21 protein-coding genes are annotated in these 26080 nt (G+C 54.8%); 11 read left to right on the top strand and 10 right to left on the bottom strand.

Annotation, left to right across the window (positions count from 1 at the left end; genetic code table 11):
* Positions 1-151: 151 nt before the first annotated feature.
* The 3 genes from ACP5OT_RS03145 to menH all read right to left on the bottom strand — a co-directional run bounded on the left by ACP5OT_RS03145 (position 152) and on the right by menH (position 2913).
* Complete coding sequence (locus ACP5OT_RS03145) at positions 152-1057, bottom strand: 1,4-dihydroxy-2-naphthoate polyprenyltransferase (protein ID WP_424675641.1); 906 nt, start codon at positions 1055-1057, stop codon at positions 152-154.
* Positions 1058-1096: 39 nt separating this feature from the next.
* Complete coding sequence (menB, locus tag ACP5OT_RS03150) at positions 1097-1924, bottom strand: 1,4-dihydroxy-2-naphthoyl-CoA synthase (protein ID WP_424675640.1); 828 nt, start codon at positions 1922-1924, stop codon at positions 1097-1099.
* 170 nt (positions 1925-2094) lie between these two features.
* The gene (gene menH / locus ACP5OT_RS03155) at positions 2095-2913 is read right to left on the bottom strand and encodes a 2-succinyl-6-hydroxy-2,4-cyclohexadiene-1-carboxylate synthase (RefSeq protein ID WP_428131297.1); all 819 of its coding nucleotides are present in this window, start codon (positions 2911-2913) and stop codon (positions 2095-2097) included.
* Positions 2914-3045: 132 nt separating this feature from the next.
* Here menH and lon point away from each other — a divergent pair, with 132 nt between their 5' ends.
* Positions 3046-5475: an endopeptidase La gene (lon, locus tag ACP5OT_RS03160; RefSeq protein ID WP_428131299.1), complete on the top strand. Its 2430-nt coding sequence runs from the start codon at positions 3046-3048 to the stop codon at positions 5473-5475.
* Between the two features lie 653 nt (positions 5476-6128).
* Here the strand turns inward: lon and ACP5OT_RS03165 are convergent.
* Together ACP5OT_RS03165 and ACP5OT_RS03170 are read right to left on the bottom strand one after the other, a co-directional pair.
* The gene (locus ACP5OT_RS03165; protein WP_424675637.1) at positions 6129-6473 is read right to left on the bottom strand and encodes a DUF309 domain-containing protein; all 345 of its coding nucleotides are present in this window, start codon (positions 6471-6473) and stop codon (positions 6129-6131) included.
* 69 nt (positions 6474-6542) lie between these two features.
* Positions 6543-7643, bottom strand: a complete 1101-nt coding sequence (locus ACP5OT_RS03170; RefSeq protein ID WP_424675636.1) for a glycosyltransferase family 4 protein — start codon at positions 7641-7643, stop codon at positions 6543-6545.
* A gap of 120 nt (positions 7644-7763) precedes the next feature.
* Between ACP5OT_RS03170 and ACP5OT_RS03175 the strand changes: the two genes are divergently transcribed.
* Positions 7764-8825, top strand: a complete 1062-nt coding sequence (locus ACP5OT_RS03175) for a CehA/McbA family metallohydrolase (protein WP_428131301.1) — start codon at positions 7764-7766, stop codon at positions 8823-8825.
* Here the strand turns inward: ACP5OT_RS03175 and ACP5OT_RS03180 are convergent.
* Complete coding sequence (locus ACP5OT_RS03180) at positions 8814-9521, bottom strand: metal-dependent transcriptional regulator (protein ID WP_424675634.1); 708 nt, start codon at positions 9519-9521, stop codon at positions 8814-8816. The two genes, ACP5OT_RS03175 and ACP5OT_RS03180, sit on opposite strands and share 12 nt — an antisense overlap.
* Positions 9522-9711: 190 nt before the next feature.
* Between ACP5OT_RS03180 and ACP5OT_RS03185 the strand changes: the two genes are divergently transcribed.
* From ACP5OT_RS03185 to ACP5OT_RS03225, 9 genes are all read left to right on the top strand, one after another.
* The gene (locus ACP5OT_RS03185) at positions 9712-10488 is read left to right on the top strand and encodes an enoyl-CoA hydratase-related protein (protein ID WP_424675633.1); all 777 of its coding nucleotides are present in this window, start codon (positions 9712-9714) and stop codon (positions 10486-10488) included.
* A 382-nt stretch (positions 10489-10870) separates the two neighbouring features.
* Entirely contained in the window at positions 10871-13012 is a 2142-nt protein-coding gene (locus ACP5OT_RS03190; protein WP_428131305.1) for a PAS domain-containing hybrid sensor histidine kinase/response regulator, read from the top strand.
* 182 nt (positions 13013-13194) lie between these two features.
* The gene (locus ACP5OT_RS03195; protein WP_428131307.1) at positions 13195-14547 is read left to right on the top strand and encodes an MFS transporter; all 1353 of its coding nucleotides are present in this window, start codon (positions 13195-13197) and stop codon (positions 14545-14547) included.
* A gap of 66 nt (positions 14548-14613) precedes the next feature.
* Positions 14614-15762 (top strand): glycosyltransferase, encoded by a 1149-nt coding sequence (locus ACP5OT_RS03200; RefSeq protein WP_424675630.1) that lies wholly within the window; start codon positions 14614-14616, stop codon positions 15760-15762.
* A gap of 272 nt (positions 15763-16034) precedes the next feature.
* Positions 16035-16667: a lipopolysaccharide biosynthesis protein gene (locus tag ACP5OT_RS03205; RefSeq protein ID WP_424675629.1), complete on the top strand. Its 633-nt coding sequence runs from the start codon at positions 16035-16037 to the stop codon at positions 16665-16667.
* Complete coding sequence (locus ACP5OT_RS03210; RefSeq protein ID WP_424675628.1) at positions 16646-17299, top strand: YveK family protein; 654 nt, start codon at positions 16646-16648, stop codon at positions 17297-17299. Before ACP5OT_RS03205 ends, ACP5OT_RS03210 begins: the two co-directional genes overlap by 22 nt.
* Before the next feature lie 75 nt (positions 17300-17374).
* On the top strand, positions 17375-18016 hold the full coding sequence (locus ACP5OT_RS03215) for a CpsD/CapB family tyrosine-protein kinase (protein ID WP_428131309.1): 642 nt from the start codon (positions 17375-17377) through the stop codon (positions 18014-18016).
* 32 nt (positions 18017-18048) lie between these two features.
* A complete protein-coding gene (locus ACP5OT_RS03220) occupies positions 18049-18735 on the top strand; it encodes a response regulator transcription factor (protein ID WP_424675626.1) in 687 nt (228 codons plus the stop codon).
* A 117-nt stretch (positions 18736-18852) separates the two neighbouring features.
* A complete protein-coding gene (locus ACP5OT_RS03225; protein WP_428131311.1) occupies positions 18853-19917 on the top strand; it encodes a sensor histidine kinase in 1065 nt (354 codons plus the stop codon).
* A 161-nt stretch (positions 19918-20078) separates the two neighbouring features.
* On the opposite strand, the gene ACP5OT_RS03230 is transcribed toward ACP5OT_RS03225, so the two are convergent.
* The 4 genes from ACP5OT_RS03230 to cas3 are packed head-to-tail and all read right to left on the bottom strand — an operon-like array spanning position 20079 to position 26079.
* Positions 20079-20783 carry a hypothetical protein gene (locus ACP5OT_RS03230; protein WP_424675624.1) on the bottom strand — a complete coding sequence of 235 codons (705 nt, stop codon included), beginning with the start codon at positions 20781-20783 and terminating at the stop codon, positions 20079-20081.
* Complete coding sequence (locus tag ACP5OT_RS03235; protein ID WP_424675623.1) at positions 20767-21774, bottom strand: DevR family CRISPR-associated autoregulator; 1008 nt, start codon at positions 21772-21774, stop codon at positions 20767-20769. The genes ACP5OT_RS03230 and ACP5OT_RS03235 overlap by 17 nt, the downstream gene beginning before the upstream one ends.
* 28 nt (positions 21775-21802) lie before the next feature.
* Positions 21803-23662 carry a hypothetical protein gene (locus tag ACP5OT_RS03240; RefSeq protein ID WP_428131315.1) on the bottom strand — a complete coding sequence of 620 codons (1860 nt, stop codon included), beginning with the start codon at positions 23660-23662 and terminating at the stop codon, positions 21803-21805.
* Positions 23663-23679: 17 nt separating this feature from the next.
* Positions 23680-26079 carry a CRISPR-associated helicase Cas3' gene (cas3, locus tag ACP5OT_RS03245; protein WP_428131317.1) on the bottom strand — a complete coding sequence of 800 codons (2400 nt, stop codon included), beginning with the start codon at positions 26077-26079 and terminating at the stop codon, positions 23680-23682.
* Between the last annotated feature and the right edge of the window lies 1 nt (position 26080).

Raw genomic sequence — 26080 nt, forward strand, 5'->3', positions numbered from 1 at the left:
CCCTGTCTCTCACTAATACTTGTTGTTCAACTTCTTACTGCGTTCTTTGCGCCTTTGCGTTAACACCCTTGCGTCCCTGTCTCTCACTAATACTTGTTGTTCAACTTCTTACTGCGTTCTTTGCGCCTTTGCGTTAACACCCTTGCGTCCCTCACAACAGTATCCCTATCGCAAACAAGACCCCAAAAAGGAGATGCAACCGTCCCGTTCCCACCAACGCCTTATTCAGCGCCCGACCCCGCTCACGATTTACGAAATCGATCAGGTTGAGCGCCATCGGTGCGGTGAGCCAAGCCAACAGCGTAAACGGCGACTCACCACCCCACATCCACGCCAGTGGCAACGTCACAAACGCACCAAGCACCAACAACGCAAACTCACTACGCGCAAAACGTTCACCGAAGATCACGGCCAGCGTCCGCTTACCCGCCTTACGGTCGGTCGGCGCATCACGCAAATTATTCACCACCAAGATAGCCGTCACCAGCATCGCTACCGGCAACGCGGCCCACAACGCCACCCAACGGAACTGACCAGTGTGAGCGTAGTCGGTGCCGATCACGGCCACCAACCCAAAAAAGACAAAAGTAAACAGATCACCAAGACCGTTATAGCCAAGCGGAAACGGGCCGGCCGTATAGAGAATACCGGCAGCAATCGACAACAGACCGATCACCAATATAGGCCAACCGGCCACCGCAATCAGATAGACACCGGCCAGCGCCGCAATCCCAAAACTGACCAGCGCAGCCACCAACACCGTCTTTGCCGGTAACAGGCCAAACTGCGTCACCCGGGGCGGACCAAGCCGCTCGCCGGTATCGGCACCTTTCTTTGCGTCAAAATAATCGTTGGCGAGATTGGTCCCAATCTGAATAAAGAGCGCTCCTACGAGGGCAGCCAGCAGAACCAATGGCCGAAACTGGCCGGCGCTAAAGGCCAGTGCTGAGCCAACCAGCACCGGCACAACTGCCGCCGGCAACGTTGCCGGGCGGGCAGCCATCAGCCAAATCTGCCACTGCGACGGTCGCCCCGCCGGAGCTGCTTTGGTAGTCATTGTTACGCTCCTGTTGGTAACAGTACGTACCGCCCGTCATCACGGATAGCGCCGGAAGCGGCGGAAGTTGGGCTTTCGCTTCTCGAGAAATGCCTGCTTACCCTCCTGTGCCTCCTCGGTCAGGTAGTAAAGCAGCGTCGCATCGCCGGCCAACTGCTGCAAGCCGGCATACCCATCAGCCGCAGCGTTGATGCTCGCCTTCAACATGCGGATAGCCAGCGGACTCTTCTCCAGAATCTCGCGCGCCCACTGCACGCCTTCATCTTCAAGCCGTTCGAGCGGCACCACCGCATTCACCAAACCCATTTCCAAGGCTTGTTGCGCAGTATACTGCCGACACAGATACCAAATCTCTCGCGCCTTCTTATCACCGACCATGCGAGCCAACAGGTTCGAGCCATACCCACCGTCGAAACTACCTACCTTCGGTCCGGTCTGCCCAAAAATCGCGTTCTCGGCAGCGATAGTCAGGTCGCACACCACATGCAACACATGACCGCCACCGATCGCATACCCGGCCACCAACGCAATCACCGGCTTAGGAATGATCCGGATCAGCCGTTGCAAATCGAGCACATTCAGCCGCGGAATCTGATCTTTGCCCACATAACCGCCTATACCGCGCACACTCTGATCACCACCCGAACAGAACGCCTTATCACCGGCGCCAGTAAACAAGATCACCCCAATCCGCTCATCGTCACGAGCGTGCGAAAAGGCATCGATCAGCTCGTTCACCGTTTCGGGACGGAACGCATTACGCTTTTCAGGCCGATTGATGGTAATCTTGGCAATCCCCTCACCGGCCGCATCGTGCTCGTAAATAATGTCGGTATAATCGCGAACTTTTACCCACTCGATTGGCATATGTCTCCTCTCGACAGTTGTTACCTTTGACTTCTCATTTTGCATAGTACCACAACATGATCAAATTCTCACAGGTTAATGCTTGGCAAACCGAGCGACATGCATGATCGCTAGCAGGCAAGCACAGAGTGAGACAGCGCATCGCTAATATGTAGAAGTTCTAAACAATTTCACCCAACCGATCCTTCCTGCAAAAACGCAATGATGGCCTGTGCAACGATCTCCGGCTGCTCGAGCTGCGCCGCGTGACCGGCATCCGGCACGATCACGTGACGCGCATGCGGCATCAGCGCCGCCATCTGCGCCCCAATCGCGCAGAACTTCTCGTCGAGCGCGCCGGTGATGAGCAGGGTGGGGGTTACAATGACCGGCAATGCCGCCCACAACGACGGCTGCCGCCCGACGCTCATGCCACGCAGCGCGTGAGCATAGCCTTGCGCACTCCCGGCCAGCCGCTGTGCCCGCTGTGCCGCCCGTACCTCCACCGGCAACCGTTGTTGCGATGCAAAGATTGGCTGCGCCGCCCAATAATCGACAAACCACTCCATCCCTTCCTGCTCGATCCGTCGGGCCAACGCCTCATCACTCGCCAGCCGAGCAGCCCGCTCGGCCGGATCGGCTAATCCCGGTGAAGCACCGATTAAAATCTGCCGCCTCACCCGCGCCGGCGCACCGGCCGTCAACAACAGCCCGATCCGCCCTCCCATCGAATAACCGCATAGATCCACCCGTTCGACACGCAAATGATCGAGGAGCGTCAGCAGATCGGCGACACACTGCTCAATTGCATAACGGGCCGGATCGGCAGGTGCATCACTCTGCCCATGTCCGATCAGATCAACGATGATCAGTGTATGATGCTCGGCCAACGTTGGCACCAACGGTTGCCACGTCTGCCCACTCCCGGTAAAACCGTGCAACAACAGTAACGGCGGCCCCTCGCCGGTCAATTCGACATACCATTCAACACCGTTAAGGAGAAGCTTCACTGCATTCCGATCACGAGATTCTGACGAACAACACACAATCCATCGGTATATGCTACACTGAACATACAATCATGACAATGTGCAGGTGTATACCATAACTTCGAATCATCTCACCTGCACAGGAGCGAGGCTATGACCACGACTCCGACAAACGAACAATCATCAGCACCCTCTGCCGGTACCAGCTTATACGAACGGCCGGTGTTGCCGCTCCTCGATAGTGTGCTCTTTCCGCAGATGCTGGCGCCGCTCTTTGTCAGTGACGAGCGCGCGATCAATGCGGTCGAGCAGGCTGCTGCCGGTGATCGGATTGTGCTCGCCGTAGCCGCTCGCGGCCCGATCAAAGACTTTTCAATCGGGATCAATGATCTCTATACGGTCGGCGTGGAAGCGATGGTGCAGCGGGTTCGACGTTTGCCCGACGGAACCCTCAGTATTGTGATCGAGGGGCGTCAGCGGATGCAGATTGTAAGTGTCGTCAGTGAGCAACCGGCTTTGCGCGTGCTGGCTACACCGCTTGAAACGCCACCCCTCGACGACGATGCTGCGTTGATGGTTGAGGCACTCAGTCGCACGATCCTCACTACCTTCGAGAAGATTGTGCGCCTGTCGCGCAATTTGCCCGACGACGCCTATCTGTCCGCGCTCAACAGCGCCGAACCGGGTGAGTTGGCCGATATTATTGCGGCTCTGCTGCCCATCTCGGTGGAAGAGCGGCAAAAGATTCTCGAACTGGTTGATATTGAACAACGGCTGCGCCATCTTGAATTCTTGCTCGCCAAAGAACTTGACCTGCTCGAACTTGAAAACCGTATCCATAGCCAGGTACAGCAAGAGGTCGATCGCAGCCAGCGTGAGATGTTCCTGCGCGAGCAGTTGCGTGCCATTCAGCGCGAACTCGGCCAAGAAGACCCATTGCGCCGTGAGATTGCCCTCTTGCGCGAACGCGCCGCCGCCGCCGGATTACCACCTTACGCTATGGCCCGGTTTGAAGAAGAGTTGGCGCGGCTTGATCTCATCTCGCCGATGTCACCCGAACACGGCATGTTGCGCACCTACCTCGATTGGCTGATTTCTTTGCCGTGGAGCAACACCAGCCCGGAGAATCGTGACCTGCGCGTAGCAGCGGAAGTACTCGAGCGCAATCACTACGGCCTGCGCAAAGTCAAAGATCGTATCCTCGAATATATCGCCGTGCGCCAGCTGGCCGGCCCGGCCCGTCGTGCTCCTATCCTCTGCTTCGTCGGCCCACCCGGTGTTGGCAAGACGAGTCTCGGCCAAAGCATCGCCGAGGCGCTTGGTCGCCGCTTTGTGCGCCTAAGCCTTGGTGGCGTTCACGACGAAGCCGAAATTCGCGGCCATCGTCGCACCTACATCGGTGCCCTGCCCGGACGCATTTTGCAGCGTATGAAGGTAGCCGGCACCATCAACCCGGTCTTCATGCTCGACGAGGTTGATAAGCTTGGTAGCGATTTTCGTGGCGATCCGGCAGCCGCGTTGCTCGAGGTGCTCGATCCCGAACAGAATAGCACCTTCAGCGATCACTATCTCGATCTACCTTACGACCTCAGCCAGACGTTGTTCATCACGACGGCCAATGTCGCTGATGCGATCCCTGAAGCGTTGCTCGACCGGATGGAGTTGGTGGAGCTATCCGGCTATACTGAAGATGAAAAGTTGCACATTGCCCGGCGCTTCCTCATCCCCCGTCAAATGGCCGACAGTGGCTTGCCGCCGAAAACGATCCGGTTGAGTAACGAGACGATCCATACGATCATTCGCCACTACACCTATGAAGCCGGAGTGCGCAACCTCGAACGTGAAATCGGGGCTATTTGTCGCAAAATTGCCCGTCGGATCGCCGAAGGAAAACACCATCCGCGCCAGATTACCCCGCGTGCCCTTCCCAAGCTGCTCGGGCCACCCCGCTTCGAGATTGGCAAGATCGAACCGCACGATCAAGTCGGTGTGGCCATTGGGATGGTCTACACTAGTGCCGGCGGTGATGTTATGCCGGTTGAAGTCGTGTTGATGGACGGTAAAGGTAATCTGATCCTGACCGGTCAGCTTGGCGAAATCATGCAGGAGTCGGCGCAGGCCGCCCTCTCGTTCGCCCGTACCAATGCTACGCGCCTCGGGATCGAGATTCGCCATTTCGATAAGATCGATGTGCATGTGCATGTACCCGAAGGTGCTACTCCCAAAGATGGTCCATCGGCAGGGATCACTATCGCAATCGCTCTCATCTCGGCACTCACCGGGCGCAAGGTACGGCACGATATTGCCATGACCGGTGAAATTACCCTTCACGGGCGGATCTTGCCGATCGGTGGCGTCAAAGAAAAGGTATTGGGGGCGTATCGCGCCGGCATTCGCCAGATTATCTTACCCAAGCGCAACGAGCACGATCTGGTTGAGATACCACCAACGTTGCGCCGACAACTCACCATTCACCTCATTGAGCGTATCGAGCAAGCGATCGATCTTGTGTTGGGGCCACCACCACCCAAAGAACCACGTCGTGCCCCTCGTGTCATCCCCCGCCAATCCGAAGACGACTAGGCAGAGGATCAACGAAATATCGTTGAGGTATCGGCGCGTCGCCTCACCAACTCCCACCAATCACGCCCCACCCCGTCAGGGCTAAGGTGCATCACGCCTCTACAGCCACGCGCAACCTCTGTCATCTCGCGGGACCTCTATCATTTCGCGGGAGCGGAGCGACCGAGAAAGCCTAACGCAAAGTCGCTAAGCTCGCCAAGTCGCTGAGGCACGAGCCAGCCCACACCACCACACAATCGACGCTCCACACCCCCCTGTCATCTTGCGGGAAAACCCCTCTGTCATTTCGCGGGAGCGGAGCGACCGAGAAAGCCTAACGCAAAGTCGCTAAGCTCGCCAAGTCGCTGAGGCACGAGCCAGCCCACACCACCACACAATCGACGCTCCACACCCCCCTGTCATCTTGCGGGAAAACCCCTCTGTCATTTCGCGGGAGCGGAGCGACCGAGAAAGCCTAACGCAAAGTCGCTAAGCTCGCCAAGTCATTTCGCGGGAGCGGAGCGACCGAGAAAGCCTAACGCAAAGTCGCTAAGCTCGCCAAGTCGCTGAGGCACGCAACGCCGCTGAGAGGGTACGGCAACTACCCGTCGCTACGGCACACCCTAATACCAATCCCCACCCTGTAAGGGCGAGGCGCGTCGAACCTACGCCGACTACGCTTCCCGATGGATCACTGGCACCGACGCACCGCCCGGATTGGCTAACAGGTGTTCCATCGTTGTGGTCAACGCCGTCAAATCAAGCCCACGATACACCGGCGGTAAGTGTACGAGGCGACGCCGGGCCTTGACCCAGTTGAGCTGCAAACCGCGCAAGTTACCCTGCCGCCATTTCACCAATGCCGCTGCCGTCTGAATTAACGCTTGGTAAAATTCAGCATCCATCCCCTGGGCTGCACGCCAACAAATCTCCCATCGCTCGTGCGCGTACCAATACTCACCTTCGTTGAAAAGACGGAGACCAGACTGAAAAGCTTCTTCCGTCGTAAGCTGATCCATAACCCAGCCTTCCACCCATAAACCACATCCATTACCTACGCTACACCACTGCCATCATGACCATTCTCATCATACCGCCGTCAACACCTCGAGTGTCCGCCGAGCGCACTCCTCCCATGTAAACCGGCGCACCCGTGCCAAACCACGCCACCGCAAATCGGTTCGCAGGTCCTCATCATCGCACAAACGTATGATCGCTTGTGCTATCGCGTTCGTGTCCAATGGATCAACGAGTAACGCCGCATCACCGGCCACCTCAGGCAACGATGACATCGTGCTGGTAATCACCGGCGTGCCACAAGCCATCGCCTCAAGCACCGGCATGCCAAACCCTTCGTACAGCGAGGGAAACACAAATGCCTGCGCCCCCGCCAACAGTGCCGGCAGATCGGCATCGGCCACATAACCGGTGAAATGAACACGGTTGGTCAGCCCTAATTCAACCGTACACCGTTCAATCGGCTCACTTAACCAACCACGCTTGCCCGCAATTACCAGATCGAGGTCATAACCGGCGGCAAGCACTATTGCTAACGCCTCAATAACACGTCGCAGATTCTTACGTGGCTGCACGGTACCGATATACAATAGATAACGGCATGATAGTAAGCCGTACCGTCGCTGTACCTCAGTAATGCTCCTCGGATCCGTCGGTGGCGCAAAACCGGGGCTAAGACCAAGATGCACGACCGTGATCCGGTTTGGATCAACGCCATACCACGCTACCAAGTCGCGCTTTGTCGCATACGAGTCTGTAATCACATGCCGCGCCACCCATACACTCCAGCGCGTCGTTAGTTCGAGTTCGAGCCGCCGACGGAACGTATGCGCTTCGGGAAAGACTCGATACCCCACATCATGAATGGTCACGACGGTGGGCGGATGCACCACCGGCACCACATGGGCCGGGACAAAGAGCACGTGCGGTTGAGCCAACCAACTGGTCGGCCCTAAACGCAGATGCGTCCACAGACGGGGCAAACGCACATCGCGGATCATCACCCGCGAACTCAACGGCGGTAATCGCTCGCGCCCGCCGTTGATATAAAGACGCAAACTGATCTGCGGTGGCGCAACCCGGTCGAGGGCTGCGATCACTTCCCAGCTATAACGTTCCGTCCCGGTACGCTGCCCGATGGTTGCCCGGCTCGCGTCAATATCGATCACCATACTTGATCCTTGCGTAATATCTTTAGAAGTACGAAACATCATCATCGCCGTTGCTGCCAACTCTTCATCCGCGATATGGTAGCATGCAAGATGAAAGGTCTGTTTTTACGGAGTTACCCAATGAATTACCCCTTCATCTATCCCGGCGCAATTCACATGCATACCACCTATTCGGACGGCTCGGCCACGTTTCCCCAACTGATCGCCGCAGCCCGTGAGGCTGGTCTGCGATGGGTGATCGTCACCGACCACGACACGCTTGAGGGGCTACCGTTCGCCGGCTGGCACGACGATGTGTTGGTCATCGTCGGTCACGAAATCACTCCCGACCATAACCACTTCCTCGCCCTCAACGTCGATACTGTGATCAGCAACGAGCTGCCACCTCAGCAGTTTATCGATGAGGTTTATCAATGGGGTGGATTTGGCATCATTGCCCATCCCGACGAACGGGTACGGAATTCTTTCAAAGACATCTATCGCTGGGACGATTGGACCATCGACGGGCCAACCCAACGCGAGGGGCGCGTGGTTGGGCTTGAGTTATGGAATCTGATGAGTGACTGGGGCGAACACCTGACCGAACGCAACAAACTGGCGCTCGTGCTCAATCCACGTCTCGGCCTTAGCGGGCCAACCCTTGCTACACTTGCATGGTGGGATCGGTTGAACATGGTTGGCCGACGCACCTTTGGCATCGGTGGCGTTGATGCCCACGGCTTTAAGCGCCGTGCGCCGTGGGGTGAAATTGAAGTCTTTCCCTACCCGTGGATCTTCCGTACCCTCACCAACTACATCCTGTTGCCCGAACCGTTCAGCCCTGACGCGACCGTCGCAACCAACCAGGTTTACGCCGCCCTTACGGCCGGTCGTTGCTACTTTGTCAACCGGCTGGATGGTGATGCACCTTCAATCATCTTTCGTCTCAGCCGACCCGGTCAAGTGGCCGAAATGGGCGATACCATTAGCCTTGCTGATGGGCCATTACTGGTTGAGGCTGATGTTGGCGCCGATGCCTATACCCGCCTCATCGTGAATGGCGAAGTCATGACCAGCGGTATTGGCCGCATCCGACAGACAATTATCGATGACGGCATCTACCGCGTTGAAGCCTACTGGGGCGGTAAACCGTGGCTCTTTACCAACCCGATTTTCGTCACCGCTGCCGAATCAGCCCAATGACGACGTATTGTCGGTTATCACCTCGATAGTCCGCGCCAGACGACGGTCGAGCGGTATAGGATCGGCCTCACCGATCTGTACCATCAATGGGCCATCGAACGGCGCACTGGCAGTAACGACAACATGCGCACCGGGGATTAACCCCAAATCGGCCAGATAGCGCAACCGCTCGGCAGCCTGATCACGGACACGTACAATCCGAGCAGCCTGATTGAGCGGCACATCGGCCAGCCTGATCGCATGGGTTACCGGCAGCACTCCATCAATACCCGGTATAGGATCACCGTGCGGGTCGAAATCGGGATACCCCAGCCGTTCGGCGATCCGCGCCTCAAGCTTCTCACTAATGTGGTGTTCAAGCCGCTCGGCCTCTTCATGAACTTCGTCCCAGCTATAACCGAGCGCTTCGACCAGATACAGCTCGAGGAGACGATGATGGCGGATCACTTCCAACGCAATCCGTTCGCCGGCCGGTGTCAGTACAACCCCCTGATATGGCGTATGCTGCACTAGATTCATCTCGGCCAGCTTCTTGATCATCCCGGTGACCGATGCCGGCCGCGAACCACGTTGTTCACCGAGCAACGTTGTCGTTACCGCACCGACCTGCTGTTGCAGCAGGTAGATTGCTTTCAGATAATCTTCGATAGCCGGCGTAATTCGTCCAGGAAGGTTAGGATCTTCGACAGGGGTCACGGTGCGTCTCCTTCTGGCGGCGCAAAACCCGATTTTTACTTGTTTCAATGTACCATAGAGCGGCATTACAATGCAACGAGCGTGGTACAATCGTACCACCATTGCACTCGCTACGCGATTGCTGATCGGCTATCCTTATCACAACGTCGGTTAGCAGAAATTCACTGTATTGCAAGCAAAGGAGTCACCGATGAGCGATGAATCTCTCGTGCTCAGCACTATCGAAGGCCCCGTTGCAATCCTTACGCTCAATCGACCGCAAGCACTCAATGCCCTTAGCCCTGCCCTCATCGACGCACTCATCCGCCATCTCGAGCATTGCGATAACGATGATGAGATCCGGGTGATCATTATCACCGGCGCCGGTCGCGCCTTTGCCGCCGGTGCCGACATCAAGGCGATGGCCGATGCGACACCGATCGATATGCTCACAACCGATATGATTGCCCGCTGGGCGCGGATTGCGGCGGTGCGCAAACCCGTGATCGCAGCCGTGAACGGATTTGCCCTCGGTGGTGGCTGTGAGTTGGCTATGATGTGTGACATCATTCTTGCCAGTGAAACAGCCCAATTCGGTCAACCCGAAATCAACATCGGCATTATCCCCGGCGCCGGTGGCACCCAACGCCTGACCCGCGCAATTGGCCCATACCGTGCAATGGAGATGGTCTTAACCGGTGCTACCATCAGCGCCCAAGAAGCCTACGCCTACGGCCTGGTGAATCGGGTATGCCCACCCGATAGCCTGCTTGATGAAGCCCGCCAGCTGGCCCAGACCATTGCAGCCAAGCCGCCACTCGCTGTTCGTTTAGCCAAGGAAGCCGTGCGCGCTGCGGCTGAAACGACCGTGCGTGAAGGGTTAGCCATTGAATTGCGTAACTTTTATCTGCTCTTTGCCAGTGCCGATCAGAAAGAGGGCATGCGAGCCTTTATCGAAAAGCGTACAGCCAACTTCAGTGGTCGCTAATCGACGTAGGGCGGCTAGATCGTGGCATCCATTACCTAAAATACCCCTAGGAAACCACTATGGATTTGCACGAGCGACTGCGATCTCTGGAACGCGAAAATGCGATTCTTCGTCAACAACTCGCCATCCTCCGCGCCCAGTTCACTGCCAGTTTGGCCGCCCACGAATTACCCTTCGATGCAGTGTTCCACCAGTTACCGTTGCCAATGGTGCTCTTCGCCCCCGACGGCTTAGCCGTAGCGATGAACCGGGCTAACGAGCAACTGGTGGCAACTCCTATCGATCAAGTGGTTGGGCGCTACAATATTTTCAAGACCCGGCAGCACAAAAGCATGGTTTCGTTGCCGCATTTGAATCGGCTCGACGTGGACAGGTCACCACAATGCCGCCTACACCTTACAATACTGCCGAAGCGAATATCGAAGGCCGGACGATTGATCAACAATTTTGGTTGGAAACAACCTATTTTCCGATCTACGATCACATGCATCGGCTTGTGTTGATCGGCGAGCTTAACCGTGATGTAACCGATTGGGTCCGTATCCGGGAAGAAGAACAGCGCCTTGCCGCTGAATTACGCGATCGCGAGCAACGCTTTAGCGCTTTGTTCGATCAACTGAGCCTTGGCGTCGTCGTGATTGAAGAGAGTGGACGTATCCTCGATTGTAACCGTGCAGTCACGAGCATTTTAGGGTTTGAGCGCCAGGAACTGATCGGCAAACTGATTTTGCATCGCACGCACCCCGATGATCGCGTCCGCGATCTCGAGCTGTGGGAGGAATTGCTGGAAGGCAAACGCAATAGTTACACGATTGAAAAGCGATATTTTCACAAAGATGGACATATCGTGTACGGGCGAATGACCTGCTCGGCGGTGCGCGATGAGCACGGGAAGATCACCTTTTTGGTGCGACTCATTGATGATATTTCAGCTCAACGCAACGCCGAAGCAGCGGTTGAAATGAGCCGACGCCTACTCCAAGACATTATTAATCAGATTCCGGCCCTTATCTTCGTCAAAGATATTGAAGGGCGGTATCTGATCGTCAACGAGCGGCTGGCCCGCTTCTCCGGTTATGAACCAGAAGCCATGATCGGGAAACACGATGACGAACTGTTTGCACCGGCATTAGCCGATTACTACCGCGCATTTGACCGCGAGGTCATCATCCACCGCCGTCCTATTCAGCGCGATGATGATCGGTGGACGGCCGATGGATTGTCGTCATATACTACCATTAAATTCCCTCTCTTCGATCACGCAGGCACCATGTACGGCATCGCCGGTGTATCGATTGATATCACCGAACGGCGCCGGATGGAACGAGAACGTGAACGGATCGAGCAGCAGTTACGCGAGACGCAACGGCTTGAAAGCCTCGGTCTGATGGCCGGCGGTATAGCCCACGATTTCAATAATCTGCTCGTCGGCATCTTAGGCAACGTGTCATTGGCGCTTAACGAGATACCTGAAGATCACACGGTTTATCCCCTGCTGACCCAGATCGAGCAAGCTGCGCTGCGCGCGACCGAGCTCACCGGTCAATTGCTCACCTATACCGGACGACATCAATTAGAAATGCAACGTCTCGATCTGAAACAGGTTGTCGAAGAGATGCAAACATTATTGCGCAGCATATTGCCGCGCCGGATCGAGATAGTTGTTCAATCGTCACCAATCCCCCTCCCAATCAGCGGCAATGTGGCTCAGATCCGACAGGTACTACTGAATCTGGCTATTAACGGTGCCGAAGCTATTAGTGGAATCGGTAAGGTCGCCATTATTACGCAACAGTGCGAGCTGAGCGCTGATGATATGGCGAACATGCAAATCGGGTCCGATCAACCACCCGGTCACTACGCCGCGTTAATCGTCCAAGACACCGGCCACGGAATGGACGAGATAACCAAAGCCCGCATCTTCGATCCCTTTTTCAGTACGAAGTTTACCGGACGTGGTCTAGGCTTAGCGGCGGTCAACGGTATCGTTCGATCCCATCGTGCTGCCCTCACCATCAATACGGCGCCCAACCAAGGTACGACGTTTAGCGTCTTTTTTCCCATCTCGATGACTGACACTCCGGCAGAACAACCGACTCCCGTTAAGCAAACTACGTCGATCACGTCGACCATATCGAACGATCTCCCACAACGCGGAGTGCTGATTGTTGATGATGAAGCTGAGGTTCGTCACGTAGCACTCCGTATTTTGCAACGGCTTGGCTTTATCGCATACGCGGCGGGGAGCAGCGAAGAAGCACATCAGGTGATAGCGCAGTTCGGTGAACAGATTATCCTTGCCCTGATCGACTTGACAATGCCGGATATCACCGGTGATGTGCTCGCTATCGATTTGCTGCAACACTATCCGAACGTACATGTGATCTTGATGAGTGGTTTTTCACAGCAAGAATTGCCTGCGAATCTACGAAATAGCGGAAAAGCTTCCTTTTTGGCAAAACCATTTACCATTACAGCACTATCAGCAGCAATTCGTAACGCATTATCATCACATGCGGTATAATTGTTGCATTATCGGTGCTCGCTCGTGTCGAACCAATAGTGTTTGTACTCGCTAGATACAACGACACACTACGCTGTCACCCGACCATCAACCGGCCACAACAAAGAGATAGGCTAGTCAAACGCTTCGTGTTGTACCCGAAATGCAACCATTAAATCCGATCAGCGAATGAAGGAGGTCTCATGGCTTCGGTGGCTGTGCCCGAAACCGATACCCGTCGTGCCATTATGACCGTACTCTTTGTCGGCGTCTTTATGTCGGCACTCGATTCGGCCATCATTGGCCCAATCGTACCGGCCTTGCGAGCTGCATTTGCGATTGACAATACGCAAGTGGTGCTTGTCTCGATTGTCTTCACGCTCTGCTCGCTCAGTAGCACAACTCTCATGGCTAGCCTTAGTGACCGGTATGGTCGCCGGCAGGTCTACCTCCTCAACGTGTTTGGCTTTGCCATCGGTTCGCTAGTGATCACGCTGTCACACGATCTGCTGACCGTCCTGATTGGTCGTGCGCTGCAAGGTATATGTGCCGGTGGCATTACCCCTACTGCTAGTGCGGTCATCGGCGATGTGTTACCTCCGGTTGAGCGGGCCAAGGCGCTTGGCCTGATCGGCGCAACGTCGGGCATGGCTTTTCTGATCGGTCCAGTTTTGGCGTCTCTCATTCTCGCGTTTGCCAACTGGCAGTGGATTTTCTTGCTCAATTTACCGGTAGCGGCGGCAGTGATTGTGCTGGGTTGGCGTGCATTGCCACGCACGAATCCCCACCAGCCAGAGCTGCACGATACGTTCGATTGGCCGGGATTGCTGCTCCTCATCACGATCTTGGTTAGCCTGACCCTTGGTATTAATCAATTGCTCGACCGCTTCCTGGGTATGACGATCTGGCCGTGGCTATTTGGGCTGGTGGCTTTGCTCACACCGGTGCTTGCGTGGCGTGAACAACAAACGCCGGCGCCATTGCTACCACCACGCCTGTTTACCAATCGTCAGTTGCAGTTCGTCTACCTCTTGGCAACCGGGTCGGGAATTGCAATGGCCAGCATTATCTTCATTACCTCAGTCGCCGTGAACTTCGGGGTACCGATTAGCCAAGCCGGTTTCTTCCTCTTACCCCTCGTCTTTCTCGCTTCGGTCACATCGATCATCGGTGGGCGAATGTTACCAAAGATCGGTGGCCGGGCTGCGATGCTGATCGGGTATGGGCAACTAACAGTGGGTAATCTGATGCTAGGCTGGCCGAGCGCACCGTTCTGGCTCTTCGTGATCGCAACGATTGTCGTCGGTAGCGGCTTGGGTATTGTCGTTGGCGGAACACTACGGGCATTGGTACTTGAAGAGGTCGCTCCCGGTGATCGCGGTGTCGCACAGAGCGTGATCAATATATCGATCAGTATCGGTACATTAATCTCGGTAGCAGTAATGGCCAGCATTGCCGACACTATTAATCTGTCGGCCGCATATCTGGCTTGTGCTGCGGTAATGGCTTTAATGACGGTGATTAGTCTTGGTTTACGCCGCCAATACCGGACGTAATCACTACCCACAACTTGTGCTATCCTATCTGGCAGCAAGAATGGGCCGGATAGGATAGGCAAAACCATGCGGGTCGCTTTAGTTCACGATTATCTTAATCAATATGGTGGCGCCGAACGGGTGCTCGAGGCGCTACATGAGCTGTTTCCGACGGCGCCGATCTATACCTCAATCTTCGACCCCACGGCAATGCCAGCGGTGTATCGGCAATGGGACATTCGTACCTCATTTATGCAACGCCTGCCGGCATGGCGTACCCAATTCCGCCGTTATGTTGCCCTGTATCCTACGGCATTCGAGCGGTTTGATCTGAGCAGCTACGACCTGATCATCAGCAGTTCGAGTGCTTTTGCCAAGGGCATTATCCCCCGTCCGGGCGCATTACATATCTGCTACTGCCATACACCAATGCGTTTTGCGTGGCGTACCGATGATTACGTGGCCCGCGAGCAGATTAACGGTCTACAGGCTAAGCTTTTACCGTTTTTACTCAATTATCTCCGCATCTGGGATACGATCAGTGCTAATCGGGTTGATCTGTTTGTTGCTAACTCCCGTGAGGTCGCCGGACGGATTGCACGGTATTATCGCCGACCGGCGATGGTGATTCCTCCACCGGTCGATCTTCCATCCTACGCCCCACGTCAACCCGAAGAGTTCTATCTGGCCGGTGGGCGATTGATCCCGTACAAGCGGCTCGAATTAGCAATCGAAGCGTTTAACCATCTCCGCTTACCCTTGAAGATTTTCGGCGATGGACGTGACCGTGCCCGCCTTGAACGTATGGCCGGTCCCAATATTGAGTTTCTAGGGTGGGTTGATGAAGCAACTCGTCTCGATCTCTTCGCCCGCTGCCGGGCCTTTATCTTCCCAGGTGAAGAAGATTTTGGCATTACTCCGCTCGAAGTGCTGGCTATGGGCCGACCGGTCATCGCCTACGCCGCCGGCGGTGCCCTCGAAACGTTGATCGACGGTGTGACCGGCCGGTTTTTCTACGAACCTACCGCCGCAGCCCTCGCTGCCGCCGTTGCCCTCTCACGCACCGACTATATCGACCCGCTCGTGCTGCGTCGCCACGCCGAACAGTTTAGCCGTCCTCGTTTTCTCACTGCGATACGCAACTTGATCGACGAGGCACTTACTGCCCAACACACCGGCCGCCTCACCGAATTGGAACAGAGCTTCGCCCAATTGTCTCTGCCGGTATCACGATAATCGCATAGTGGTTTGAATGACAGGGGCACTTGCCGCGAATGGTCGTCGGTCTATCCTGTACGATTCCGTAGAGAGCGCTTCTCGGCGAGTCGGACTTGCACCCGTGTATCACCTTGCCAAACAGACACAGCTCGCCGCAATGATACGTTTTATTTCCCAAATTGGCTGTCACTACTACCAGATGCTACCAACAACCCAAAGTGTAGTAAGATGTGGATCGGATGAACAGGACCGTTTCGTTTGATGCGGCTACATACCCAGAGACTGTTCCTATGCAATTGACTAGCCTTTTGCGAATCGCACGCCGTTTTTGGCTGCTCATCCTTATTCCAAGCGTACTGGCGGGCGGATTGAGCCTCTGGTTCGATCTGCACCAACCACCTCGTTATGTTGCTACCGCCCGCTTGCTGATCACATACCCGATCAACGGTGCAGAAGATACGGTCGAAAATTGGCAAATGACTGAATATGTGCTCGACGATCTCCCACAAGTCTTGAGCAGTGCCACCTTCGCTGCTAAAGTTGCGCCACTATTGACCGAACGCAACCTTGCACTCACCCGTACCGAAATACAGCAAGGGTTACGTATCACCCTACTTCACCGGTCGGTCGATCTGCACGGTGAAGCTTCATCACCGGCAGCAGCCCAAGCACTTGTTGAAGCGGCCATTACCGTTTTACAACGCGAAGGTCTCGACTTTTGGGGTCGCTCCAATCTCCACTTGAACGTTGTGGTACTCGATGCCGTTAACGATCCGCAACCAACATTTTCACTCCGGTCAGCACTCTTCGATGCCGCTCTACGAGCGATGCTCGGCTTGGTTGCCGGATTCGGACTGGCGGTCGCTGCTGCTACATTCCGCCCACTGAAGGAGGAACCGCTATGGAAATCCGCGATTATGTAAATGTGTTGCGTAAACGCTGGTGGGTGATTGCACTCACCGCCATCGCTGCAATTGCCGGCGCGTACATGATTAGCAAGCTACTGCCCCAAACGTTTCGCACTCAGGCAGTATACCTTGCGCTGGCAAACCAAGCTGACAACGGTCTGAACATCGTGCTGCGCAATTCGATGAACAGCTATCGTGAATTAGTAATGCAGCCCAGCGTCCTCGACCAGATCAGCCAACAGATCGGTCTCGATATCAGCGGCGAACAATTGATGGAAGATGTTAACATCCAACCTCGCCCCGACGAACAGAAGATCGTGATCGAGGTCGATCTCCCTCGACTCGATCAGTCACAAGCGCTCGCCGACGCGGTTGGTGAGCGGATTGTCGCCGAAGTCAACCGGATCAATGCCACCCTTGAAGGTACGGCACGCATCAACGTAACCCGCATCCAACCCGCCCGGCTGGTTGAAATTCGACCCAACACGCGCATTAATATGCTGGCCGGCGCCATCCTGGGCTTAGTCGTCGGTCTGGTGCTTGCCTTTGTGTTAGAGTACCTCGACGATACGCTGAAATCGTCGGAGGATGTCGAGCGTTTTGTCGGCTTGCCGACACTCGGCGCAATTCCAATCCCCGAAAAATAGACATCGAACCTGTGTATATCGTTACACCGCAGTATCGGAAGCCAGCGCATCGATACCGACAGATAGGTAGGAGTGATGCTAGTGACATCGTCGCCTGAGCAAGTGCTGATCACGTTACGCGAACCGGCATCTGCCGCCGCCGAAGCGTACCGCACTCTGCGCACCAACATTCTCTTCTCTAGTCTTGACAAGCCAATCCACACGCTGCTACTCACTGCCGCCGAACCGACGCCGGAAAAGAGTTTGACTGCCGCCAACCTCGCAGTAACGATGGCTCAAGCCGAACAGCGCGTACTCTTAGTTGACTGCGATCTACGCCAACCGTCGCTTCATACCCTTTTTGGCCTCTCCAACGAGCAAGGCCTTACCAGCTCGATCCTGGATCAGGATGCACCACTGGCCATTCAGTCTACCGATGTACCCGGCTTGAGCCTCCTGCCCAGCGGGCCACTTCCCCCTCGCCCTGCCGATCTGCTCGGTTCGCGTCGGATGGAAGGCTTATTGGCTCGGCTTCGCCAAACTGTTGATATCGTGATCTTCGATACACCACCGGTACAAACCTTCACCGATGCACTCGTCCTGTCTACCCGCGTCGATGGTGTGTTGTTGGTCGTGCAAGCCGGCCGTTCCCGCCGGGACCGAGTCCGTGAGGCACGCCAAAAGTTGGAAAAGGTGAAGGCGAACGTGCTCGGTGTCGTGCTGAGTGGTGTACGATAGCCAGCATTCCTTGTGCTATCGGTGAGGAACCTATGCAACCGACCATTCTCGTTATCGATGATGAAGCGAGCATTCGGAACGTCGCCAAAGCCTACCTCGAACACGCCGGCTATCGCGTCTTGTGCGCCACCACCGGTCCTGAAGGGTTACAGATGGCGCTCGATGAAGAACCAGACCTCATCGTACTCGATCTGATGTTACCCGGCATGGATGGTATGGAAATCACGGCACGCTTACGTGAAAAGTCCGATGTCTTCATTCTCATGCTCACCGCGCGCAGTGACGAGATAGATCGCGTAGCCGGCCTGCGCGTCGGCGCCGACGATTACTTGACCAAACCCTTCAGTCCACGCGAGCTAGTCGCCCGTGTCGAAGCTATCTTGCGCCGACGGCGCGGCAAACCGGTCAAGAGTTCGGTCATGCGCTTCACCTACGTCGAAATCGATCCCGACACCCGCGAAGCCCGTGCCGCCGGTCAACTCCTCGAACTCACTCCCACCGAGTTCGACTTGCTACTAGCACTCGCGCGTAACCACAACCGAGTGCTGAGCCGTGAAGACCTTATTGAGAAGGTGTGGGGGAGCGATTTCTACGGTACCGACCGCGTAGTCGATGTCTACGTTAGCCAGGTGCGACGCAAGATTGAAGCCCTCACCGGCGAAAATCTCATCCGCACCGCTCGCGGCGTTGGCTACCGATTTGTCGATACACCGGCATAGAGGGCAACCGATATCCATGGGAGCCACACAACCGTGCGGCCTTACGCAGCGGTTCAATGGCACTGTAGATGGGAGCCACACTACCGTGCGACTATACAAATCTTGGTGATGCAACGTATGATTCATTTCTGGCGACAACTCCGCTGGCAGATAATCGGCGCCCAGATGCTGGTCGTCATCGTTGGTGTGGTAACCCTCAACCTCACCGCCAACACCCTCCTCGAACAGACCGTACCTCCTGAGCAATTCACGACCGTGCATACCGCAGTTATTCAAGCGCTCACGGTCGCCGCGATCGCCGCCACCATTGCCGGCCTCACCACCAGCATCCTACTCGTGCAAGTCATCTTGCGTTCGCTGCGTAGCATCGCCCGCAGCAGCCAGCGCATCGCCGCCGGACGTTACGACGAGCGCGTACACGTACCGGCCAGCGATGAACTGCGTGCCATCGCCGAAAGCTTTAACCAGATGGCCGAAGCGCTCGAACAGATCGAACAGCGTCGCGTCACGATGATTGGCAACGTTGCTCATGAACTGCGCACACCGCTGGCCGGCATCGAAGGCTACCTCGAAGGCTTAATCGACGGTGTCCTTCCGGCTGAAGCCGACACCTTCCTCGAGATGAAACACGAGGTTCGCCGCTTGCGTCGGCTCGTTGACGACCTACAAACTCTCTCGCGCGTTGAAGCCGGCCAAATCTCGCTCCACTTCACCACCTTCGACATCAACGAAGTCATCCGGCACGTCGTTAGTCAACTCCAACCACAGGTCCTCGACGGCTGCCTCAAAATCATCTGTGAACGCACCGATCAACCAATACTAACCCGGGCCGATCCAGATCGTGTCGCCCAAATCTTGCTCAACCTGATCGGCAACGCGGTGCGCTACACCCCAGAAGGTGGCTGTATTACGGTTCGCTCAGATCTTGTCAATGAGTGGGTACAGGTCACGGTAGAAGATACCGGCATCGGCATCGCTCCCGAACATCTACCCTACATCTTCGAGCGCTTCTACCGCGCCGACCCATCGCGTTCACGCGCCAGCGGCGGTAGCGGGATTGGCCTCACCATCGCCCGCCATCTTGCGTGGGCAATGGGCGGAGACATCACCGCCTACAGCGCCGGCCTCGGCAAAGGCAGTCGGTTCACACTGACTTTGCCGCACAGCACAACCCACCCGTAGGGACACGGCGCTGCCCTGCCCATCATGCCGTACCCATCCTGCCGTGCCGGTTCGCGTCGGGGCCACGCACCGCATCGCCCATTGCGTCGGGGCGACCCGCCGGGTCGCCCAACATGGTCAGGGCACGGCGCTGCCGCGCCCATCCTGCCGTGCCCTGCAATTCATCCTCGCTCATACCAAGAAAACGATTTCGATGAGCGCTTAAGGCGATAAGGTAAGACGACGTGCCGTAACGGACGATCTTTCTCGTTGAGCTTCGCCGCTCGATCGTATACATTGATTTTGTCAAAGCTGAGCTGTGCTGCGCAATCATCCAGCATCTGCAACGTACCATCGAACGGAAAATTCGTTGCTGATTGGGTGAGCAAGACAAACTCCGGCGGTAGAAATTCCTTATACTCCGGCACCGACAAGGCCTGCACAAACCCACCCCGCTTACCAAGGTAGGTAACGTTGAGCACCGCATCACGCAACCAATTATAGTGTTGCTGGCCCTCCCAACCGAATGCTAAGCCAAAACTGCCGGCAAAATGTACGTACTCTCGGTAGCCGATAGTACGCTGAAAATACCCTTCAAAGGTTGGATCATTCGGCTGAGTATTTTTTCTACTTGGCCGCAACACGCGCTGAAAGACATGTGAAACGACCGCCTGTGCTGCCGGACGCAAACCGATTTCGAGCTGACAAATGGTGGGCCAATAGTGTTTCGCCATAGATAGCGAGGCAGTTCGGCACAATACATCGAACAACGCCATCTTGACCGAAAAAGGTGTAGGCGCTAACAATGTTGTGCCACCCGCAGAAGTGGTAAAACTCGGACGTAATGAGAAGAGCGTAACTGCCTCGAACTCAGCTATCAGCCACATTGCTCGCTCCATTTACTGACGGCAACTCGAATGGTTCAGATTTCTCAATCAGGACGCTCATTTGCTCCGCAAACTCGCCTAGCGAGGCGAAGGGCAGCATAGTAATCGCGTTTGCGTGCAACTGGTTGAAACTCTTGGCAATACGCTCAATGTCGCTGACGAAATCGGCTTTCAACGGTGAGATACAAGGTGCCGGGATAACATGCGAGCTGACCGTAATGACACCACTGACATCGAGAATGTGTGGATTTTGCGCCGTGCGCATTGCTCCAGACGGTTCAACAAACGTGTAGAGCACACTTTCGAGCAGAACACGCAGCCGCTTTTGACGCTCCGCCATATCAACAGCATAGCGTTGGGCAATATCATTGAATCCGACTCGCGCTGCTTCAACCTGTACCACAATCGCATATTCACCCGATGACGCCGGACGGTGAAATGGGGTCTGCTTGCCCGAAATCGAACCAGACTCGTTAACGCGAGCGCTACCGCCGCCACGTTCACTCTCAAACTTGATGTGGAAATAGGAATCAGTCTTGATACTGCCGGGAATGCCAACCACCCAGCCAAATTCAACCACACTTTTGCGTGGAAGTGAACGCTTATCAGCCGTCACCAGCACGCCAGCCATATCGGTGACTGCACAGCGGCGCAAGATGAGATCAAGCTCACCGGCATTCGTCTTAGCCGCATCCAGTTGCGCTTTGAAAGCAGTGTCGGTATCAACGTCGTAATTAATGCGATTGGCGTTAAACAATCGTGCTCCTGTGGACAGCGGCAACTCGGCTTGCAACGCCAAACGGTGGAGATGTTCTGATTGAATATGCTTGAACATATCACCGCTAATCGCATTGACATTGTGCAAACGACCATCGGCAAAGACGTTGACCATCCGGGCTTGGATCTGATTACCTTCACCGCCCTCATTATTCAGCGAGTGGAGATTAAGGACGGCCCGTGCTGCAATTGCTAGACTGTAAATCTTCGCCATAAGGCTGTCTCCGTATATATTGATAAGGTTATTCCTCTTCTTCAATATCCTGAACATCACTATCGTCTACCGACACGCTCTCATCGGTCTCTTCAAGACCAGCGTATGTCTCATCACGCTGGTAGGTACTCGCATAGCCATAAGCCACCAGCAAACTTGCAATCATCTGCGGATCGCCATATTCATCCATCAAGGCCAAAATGTCGTCGATGTCGTGAATCGAAACATCACTACGCGATCCTCGCGGACGATCATTCCCACTCTCACGTTCCTGCCGTTCACGCTTACGTGCATTTTCCGCGTTGTAATCATGAATAAACTCGCTCAACGCGATAATGAATTCATTCCGATAAGCAGCTTTACGCAATAACTCTTGGCCTAACCCATAACGCACCTCATACGAGATATCGTACTTGCCCTGATTGCGCTTGAGATTACGGCGATGGGCCTCAACCGTTGCCATCCGAATTGCATAAGCGAGATTACGGAACCCACGAGATTGAGTAATCTTACTGAGTGGCGGCGCGAGCGAACTCATAATCACCTCCAGATTCTGTACGGTAAGCTGCGGCGCAAGTTTATCACGCTGAATAACAAAACCAGCATAAGCATCGGTAAAGGCTAGTAGCGCATACAGATCTCTTGCCGAGAGAAAATCACGGTAGAGGCGCAACAACTCGTACTCTTCACCTTTATTCTCATCGAGGCTGCGCACAATCAGAATATGCTCATCAAGCACTGCCTTATAACGCGCAATATCAGCCAGTTGTTGCGGTTGTACCCACGTTGGTAAACCAATGCGGGCAATGTTCATCATTGCAGCCGACTGTCCAAGATCTTTGTAGTAGGCACTGTCAAGACCATACACAGCCTTATTCACGCCATGGCTCGAGCCGAACAGAGAGTTGAGCAGGCTGTTTTGTTGCGTGACATGTACGTAGTCGAGCATTGCTTTCGTGTAATGTAACGCTACTAAGGCATCGAGCTGGATTGCACCACCTGAACCGATCATCAACGTGTGAAACCGCTCCCGAATTTCAAGATGGTGCTCCCAATCAAGGTGATGCGGCGCTAAGACGTAGACTTTGCGATCTTTGCTATTCTTGATCAGACGGGTAAAACCGGCCCAACGCAAACCGACCCATTTAAGATATTCGATCAGCCAAAACTGTTTGAGATTGCCGGGACTAGCGAACACGGCTTTGGTGGTTGCAATGCCCTTACCCTGTGTAGGATTGGTCAACTGCGATGCTGTTATCTCCTTCTTGGGGCTGAGGTTGTACTGCTTACAGACTTCTATCCAATACCTTGCCGCCCCAACCTCATCATTTGGCAATTGAGAAGCGTACATCAATACCATCTTCAACAACTCGGCAAATTTGGTACGTCCGCGCCACCATTCAGCCGCTGCACTGTTATTGGCCTGCAAAGCCGATGGATTAATCGCCCGGAAGAGTTCCCAATCAGGATGTGGCTCAACCGGTGGCTGCATGGTTTGCCACTGGTTGCCAACTCTCTTTCGCCACTCCCAATATTGCGCGTTATTTTTCTTTTCCTGTTCGTAATCCAATGCGATCCCCGACATTGCCGCCACATCAGTAATGGGAATATCAGTTCCTTTGATCAGTTTTTGGTTTTTTTTGCGATCAAGCGTGATCAACATGAATGCACCGGTGAAAAATTGGCAATTCGTGACCCAATTTGCTTGCAAAGGCGGCTCGCAAGACACGGTAAAGTGCGGCCCGGCGTCTTTAATCGTCACCTGCGCCTGGCGATTCGCGATACTATCTAATATATACGCTAACCCGAATGTCACCAGATTATCGGCAAACGACCCGGTGCGCTTTTCTACGTAGTATTCATGACGGTAAATCGAAGATGTTGTCATGTTCGCCGCCTTGCTCTTCATAAGGCTCCCCTTCCTAACTCCGTACCTCTCTGATCTGCCCGGCGTAATGCCCGCACCAGCAAGGTGTATGCCATCCAACCAAACTGATCTCTGGGAGTTGTGATCCAATTACCGAACTCCTGGATTTGGTTTCCATTACTTTGTTTACAGAGCAAATTCACCTTGATATGCTGGCGTAGCGCTGATGGTATGTGTTGTACCGTACAGGCTAAGATGTGGTCAGCGTTTGGTACCAATTGAAATGGTTGGCAATCATTCACAAACGGCGCATGATGACGAGCAATCGCTGTGATGGTTGCCTTGGTTAAGCATCGTTGATTGCCTAATGCCTCTGTGATCATCTGCTTACATGCCAACGCACCCTCTGATGCATGACGGGGACGCGGTATCTTGGCTGAAACCTGCTGCTGTGCCTGCACATGCAACGGGTTTTGGCGATCAAATGCGGTATGGGCTAAAGCGACGTGCGCTGCTACCGGCTGATTGATCGCTTGCTGATAGGCATGAGCCCACTGCTGCCAAGCGCTACTTAACTTGCCAACATCATGCAAGAGACAGGCCAACCACGCGGCTTGTATCACACTCCCTTCCGGCCAATTCGCCGCCCTCTCGAGCGCCGGTGCAGCATAGCGCAGTTCAGGAAGCGCTAGCTCGCTAAATGCTTGTAAAACCCGTTGAATATGTTCAGTGTAGGTCTCTACCTGCAGCGGTTGCAAGGCCCGCTCGATCCGCGTCGTTGCCGATGGTAACGACGAAACAAAAGGTAAATCACCCGTGTCAGGTAGAAACCCTTCGCGTTCCGAATAACCGGCTAAAACAGGATGGACAACGAGTATGGCTGTTTCACCCAATTCTTTAGTATCTTGAACGTCAACCCAGTGATATACCATCTGCCGGCTTTCTGCCCGATCATCGGACTGACGTTCATAGAGCCGCTTAACGCGCCAAGGTGCTGTCACTGACCGTTGCAACCATTCCTGTACCATTGCGCGCAGCGAGTAGACCGGAATGTTCAACCCAATTGCATCGTATGGTGAGTCGAGCAACTGATCTGGATTAGGATGGATTAATACAAGCCGGCTGTCTACATCTCGCACCAACAATCGGCTCGCCCCACAACGGTTGCCTTGTTGACAGATATGAATATAATTTGATCGATTAAACCGATCAGCGTTCAGACCATCTATCACCTGCTTATCGCGTGGCGCACTCACTGTATTAACCAGTTCCTGCTCTCGCGTGAAATCAAAAATCTCTCCCTTACACTTGTGCAACCACTGCCAAGCAGTGTCCATCTCTTGCTTTAACAACTCATCAGCCTCGAATGCATACGGCGCATATTTCTCTACCCGATATACGATCACCTCCCCTTTTTCACCGGGGTAACGCGCGCAACGACCAGCGCGCTGAATCAAACTGGCAGGCGGTGCCAGCTCGGTGTGTAAGACTTCGGCGGAAATATCAACGCCGACTTCGATCGCTTGGGTGGCAACCACGATCACATTGGCGCAAGTGCGATTTGCGTTTACACCGATTCGTCGCTGCAACTCCCCTTCGATCCGACGGCGATCATCAGGCAAAAACTGGCTATGTAAGAGCAGAAGTTCGGTATCCTGACCAACCTTTTGCTTCAGTTCACGATACAAGGCACGCGCACGAGTCACCGTGTTACAAATCACCAACGACGAACGCTGGTGACGCTGTAAGACTGCGTCTGCACACAACGGCTGATCGACCGCAGTCCAGTATCGCTGTCGGGGTGATTGTTCGCCACGGCAATCAATGGCGGTAATCTCGTCCCGCGTAAGTGTCACAATCTCGGCATTGGGCAGGAACGACGTTAACGATTTCAGCATGTGAATGCTAAAGGTAGCCGTCATCAACATCACCGGAGCTAACCGGCTTAAGGTAGGCAACGCATGCAAAATCGTCGGTAATGCCGCTTCAGAATCAAACAGATGAAATTCATCAAATACTAAATACGAACCCGCTATCGCTCCGGCATTCAGATTAGCCAATCGGTAGGGTAAACTGTACGGCATCACCAAATAACTGCTAAGAAATTGATCGATTGTGCAGAAAATGAGATCGCCTTCAAAGCGTCGATCATCTGGCTGTTCGCCAGTTTGAATCCGTACATCTAAATGACGGCCATGACGACGGCAATAGCTATCAGCTAATGCCCTATACTCAGCATAAAATTGATTAGCCAACACCCGCATCGGCGTCACGTACAAGCACTTGCGTGGAGTCGAGTCGGGCTGATCAAAAAATCCTTCAATAAACGGCGCCAACGCAGCTCGCGTCTTGCCGGCCCCAGTCGGTGCTTGCAAGATGACCGACTTGCCCTGTAGAATGTGGTTTCTCACACGCTGTTGGTACGGGTAAAGCACCATC

It is taken from the genome of Chloroflexus sp. (assembly GCF_049970315.1).
Taxonomy (GTDB): domain Bacteria; phylum Chloroflexota; class Chloroflexia; order Chloroflexales; family Chloroflexaceae; genus Chloroflexus.

What these genes read in the sequence shown, in the direction of transcription:
- ACP5OT_RS03145 (WP_424675641.1), bottom strand. Translation starts at nt 1,057, where the DNA reads ATGACTACCAAAGCAGCTCCGGCGGGGCGACCGTCGCAGTGGCAGATT.
- menB (WP_424675640.1), bottom strand. Translation starts at nt 1,924, where the DNA reads ATGCCAATCGAGTGGGTAAAAGTTCGCGATTATACCGACATTATTTAC.
- lon (WP_428131299.1), top strand. Translation starts at nt 3,046, where the DNA reads ATGACCACGACTCCGACAAACGAACAATCATCAGCACCCTCTGCCGGT.
- ACP5OT_RS03165 (WP_424675637.1), bottom strand. Translation starts at nt 6,473, where the DNA reads ATGGATCAGCTTACGACGGAAGAAGCTTTTCAGTCTGGTCTCCGTCTT.
- ACP5OT_RS03170 (WP_424675636.1), bottom strand. Translation starts at nt 7,643, where the DNA reads ATGGTGATCGATATTGACGCGAGCCGGGCAACCATCGGGCAGCGTACC.
- ACP5OT_RS03175 (WP_428131301.1), top strand. Translation starts at nt 7,764, where the DNA reads ATGAATTACCCCTTCATCTATCCCGGCGCAATTCACATGCATACCACC.
- ACP5OT_RS03185 (WP_424675633.1), top strand. Translation starts at nt 9,712, where the DNA reads ATGAGCGATGAATCTCTCGTGCTCAGCACTATCGAAGGCCCCGTTGCA.
- ACP5OT_RS03190 (WP_428131305.1), top strand. Translation starts at nt 10,871, where the DNA reads ATGCCGCCTACACCTTACAATACTGCCGAAGCGAATATCGAAGGCCGG.
- ACP5OT_RS03195 (WP_428131307.1), top strand. Translation starts at nt 13,195, where the DNA reads ATGGCTTCGGTGGCTGTGCCCGAAACCGATACCCGTCGTGCCATTATG.
- ACP5OT_RS03200 (WP_424675630.1), top strand. Translation starts at nt 14,614, where the DNA reads ATGCGGGTCGCTTTAGTTCACGATTATCTTAATCAATATGGTGGCGCC.
- ACP5OT_RS03205 (WP_424675629.1), top strand. Translation starts at nt 16,035, where the DNA reads ATGCAATTGACTAGCCTTTTGCGAATCGCACGCCGTTTTTGGCTGCTC.
- ACP5OT_RS03210 (WP_424675628.1), top strand. Translation starts at nt 16,646, where the DNA reads ATGGAAATCCGCGATTATGTAAATGTGTTGCGTAAACGCTGGTGGGTG.
- ACP5OT_RS03215 (WP_428131309.1), top strand. Translation starts at nt 17,375, where the DNA reads ATGCTAGTGACATCGTCGCCTGAGCAAGTGCTGATCACGTTACGCGAA.
- ACP5OT_RS03220 (WP_424675626.1), top strand. Translation starts at nt 18,049, where the DNA reads ATGCAACCGACCATTCTCGTTATCGATGATGAAGCGAGCATTCGGAAC.
- ACP5OT_RS03225 (WP_428131311.1), top strand. Translation starts at nt 18,853, where the DNA reads ATGATTCATTTCTGGCGACAACTCCGCTGGCAGATAATCGGCGCCCAG.
- ACP5OT_RS03230 (WP_424675624.1), bottom strand. Translation starts at nt 20,783, where the DNA reads ATGTGGCTGATAGCTGAGTTCGAGGCAGTTACGCTCTTCTCATTACGT.
- ACP5OT_RS03235 (WP_424675623.1), bottom strand. Translation starts at nt 21,774, where the DNA reads ATGGCGAAGATTTACAGTCTAGCAATTGCAGCACGGGCCGTCCTTAAT.
- ACP5OT_RS03240 (WP_428131315.1), bottom strand. Translation starts at nt 23,662, where the DNA reads ATGACAACATCTTCGATTTACCGTCATGAATACTACGTAGAAAAGCGC.
- cas3 (WP_428131317.1), bottom strand. Translation starts at nt 26,079, where the DNA reads ATGGTGCTTTACCCGTACCAACAGCGTGTGAGAAACCACATTCTACAG.